Source organism: Paracoccus sp. (in: a-proteobacteria), from assembly GCF_039808215.1.
Taxonomy (GTDB): Bacteria; Pseudomonadota; Alphaproteobacteria; order Rhodobacterales; family Rhodobacteraceae; genus Paracoccus.
Genome location: NZ_JBDHSP010000161.1, coordinates 1 through 2,690, shown reverse-complemented (window position 1 = coordinate 2,690; position 2,690 = coordinate 1). Strand labels below are relative to the sequence as shown.

General features: G+C 67.3%; 3 protein-coding genes. All 3 read left to right on the top strand.

The features are described from left to right. Positions 1-633: SDR family oxidoreductase (locus tag WMK75_RS18985; protein WP_347269133.1), on the top strand; the 633-nt coding region annotated here is incomplete at its 5' end. Positions 634-709: 76 nt separating this feature from the next. Next, entirely contained in the window at positions 710-1,669 is a 960-nt protein-coding gene (locus WMK75_RS18980) for a LysR substrate-binding domain-containing protein (RefSeq protein WP_347269132.1), read from the top strand. Between the two features lie 74 nt (positions 1,670-1,743). Continuing rightward, positions 1,744-2,690, top strand: a 947-nt coding sequence (locus tag WMK75_RS18975; protein ID WP_347269131.1) for an amino acid ABC transporter substrate-binding protein, incomplete at its 3' end; no start/stop codon positions are given.

Below are 2,690 nucleotides of genomic sequence, written 5' to 3'. Positions count from 1 at the left end.
GCGGCCGAGGCCGCCCTGGAGCCGGCGCGGGCGAAGGGGCTGCCGACCGCGTCCGCCAAATGCGACATCCAGGTCGGCCCCGAGTGCCACGCCGCCTTCGACGCGATCGCCGCCAGGCTCGGGCGCGTCGACACGCTGGTCAACTGCGCCGCCATCTACCCGCGCCGGCCGCTGCTCGAGATCACGGACGCGGAATGGGACGCCTCCAACGGCATCAACATCAAGGGCACCTACCACATGATGGTCGCGGCGGTGCGCCACATGCAGGCGCAGGAGCCGAAGGGCCGGGTGCGCGGGCGCATCGTCAACCTGACCTCGGTCGACGCGTTCAAGGCCCATCCGCAGAACGCCCACTACGCCGCGACGAAGGCCGCCGTCGTCAGCCTCACCCGCTCCTTCGCCCATCAGTTCGCCAAGGACGGCATCCTGATCAACTCCGTCGCCCCCGCCGGCATGGCGACGGAAAAGGCCAAGGCTCTCGGTTTCCTCGAGGAACTCGCCAAGGCAAACCCGCTGGGACGCGGAGCCGAACCCGCCGAGATCGCCGAATGGGTGCTGATGACGGGCGGCCCGAAGAACACCTTCATGACCGGCGAGCAGGTCATCGTTTCGGGCGGCTACATATACGCATGAGCCGACGGACGGCGGCGGCCACCGATCGCCGCCGTCCGCGCCTCGTTCCGGCAACGCGGGAGGGAGAGGAGCGGAATTGACGACGACCGGCAACAAGCTGCGCCTTCCGCCTCTCAACGCGCTGCGCGTCTTCCACGCCGTGGCGCAGCGCAGGAGTTTCCGCCAGGCGGCCGACGAGCTGCTGGTGACGCCGCAGGCGGTCGGCCAGCAGATCAAGCTTCTGGAGGACACGCTCCAGGTGCCGCTGTTCGAGCGCAAGGGGCGCTCAATCGAGCTGACGGAATCGGCGATCCTGCTTTCGCACTACGTCAAGGCCGGGTTCGACGAATTCGCCGAGGGCGTTCGCCGGGTGACGAAATCGGTGCACCGGGACCGCATCAACCTCAATGCGAGCCCCTATTTCGCCACGCACTACCTGCTGCCGCGGCTGTCGCTGTTCCGGGAGATCCTGCCCGGCGCCGACCTCAGGCTGACGACGATGGTCGACCTGCCCGACTTCGGGCGCGACGACATCGACATGACGGTGCAATGGGGCTACGGCCGCTGGCAGGACTACGAGACCACGCTGCTGGTGCCGGACCCGAAGATCATCTGCTGCACGCCGCCGATCGCCGAAAGGATCGCCTCCGCGCAGGACCTGACGCGTTTCACCCTCCTGGACACGGTCAAGTCGAAGCGCCTGTGGCCCGACATATTGCGGCACCTGCGCGTGGAGACGACCGACAGCGACCGCAGCATCGGCTTCGACGACGCCGCCACCATGCGGCGCGCCACGCTCCAGGGCATCGGCGTCGGCCTGGTCTCGGTGATCGACGCCGAGGAGGATTTCCGCTCGGGCGCGCTGGTGGCGCCGCTCGGCCGCGACGCGCTGACCGACATGAAGCCCGAGGAGGTGCCGGGCTTCTACCTCGTCGTGCCCAAGGGCCATCTGCGGGTGAAGGCCGTCGCGGCGCTGCACCGCTGGCTCTCGCAACAGGATTGGAGAGGCGACCTGAAGGCCTCTCCCTTGCCGAAGCCGATACCGCTCTCGGACTGAGGACGGCTTTGCCTGACGGGCCGGCAGCGGCCCCAACAACAAGAAAACGGACAACTCAACAGTGGAGAATGACGATGAGAACACTCAAATGGGGGGCGGCCGCCCTCGCGCTCGGCCTCATGCAGATCTCGGCGCCGGCCCATGCCGAAGCCGGCAAGACCCTCGAAGCCGTGAAGGCCCGCGGCGTGCTGAACTGCACCGGCCATGACGGCTCCTATCTCGGCTTCGCCGAGGTGGACGACAAGGGCAACTGGAAGGGCATGGACATCGACCTGTGCAGGGCCGTCGCGACGGCCGTGCTGGGCGACCCGTCCAAGCTCAAGATCGTTCCGATCAGCTGGGCGCAGCGCTGGCCTTCGCTGCAATCGGGCGACGTCGACATCGTCATCAAGGCCTCCGGCGGCACGCTGTCGCGCGACACCGAGCTCGGGCTGCAATTCTCGATGTCCTACTATCTCGGCACGACCAAGGTGATGGCGCACAAGGAGCTCAACCTGAAGTCGCTCAAGGACGCCGACGGCGGCTCGATCTGCATCCCGGCCGGCACCACGCAGGAGCAGCAGGTCGCCGCCTACGCCCAGAAGCTGGGCATCAAGCTCGAGCCGGTCGTCATCGAGAAGACGGAAGAACTCGAGCAGGCCTACTTCTCCGGCCGCTGCGACATGTATGCGCAATGGGGCCCGGTGCTGGCCATCGCCCGCATCGCCAAGGGCAAGGTCGAGGACCACGTCATCCTGCCCGACGTGCTGGCGGTCGAGCCCGAGGTGATGATCGTGCGGCAGGGCGACGACAATTGGGTCGACGTCGCCAACTGGACGCTCTCCGCGCTTCTGTTCGCCGAGCAGGAAGGCATCACCTCCCAGAACGTCGACGAGATCAAGGCCAAGCCGACCTCGCCGCAGGTGGCGAAGTTCCTCGGCGCCACGCCGGGCATGGGCAAGGGCCTCGGCCTCGCCGATGACTGGGCCTACAACGTCATCAAGAAGGTCGGCAACTATGCCGAGATCTTCGATCGCGACCT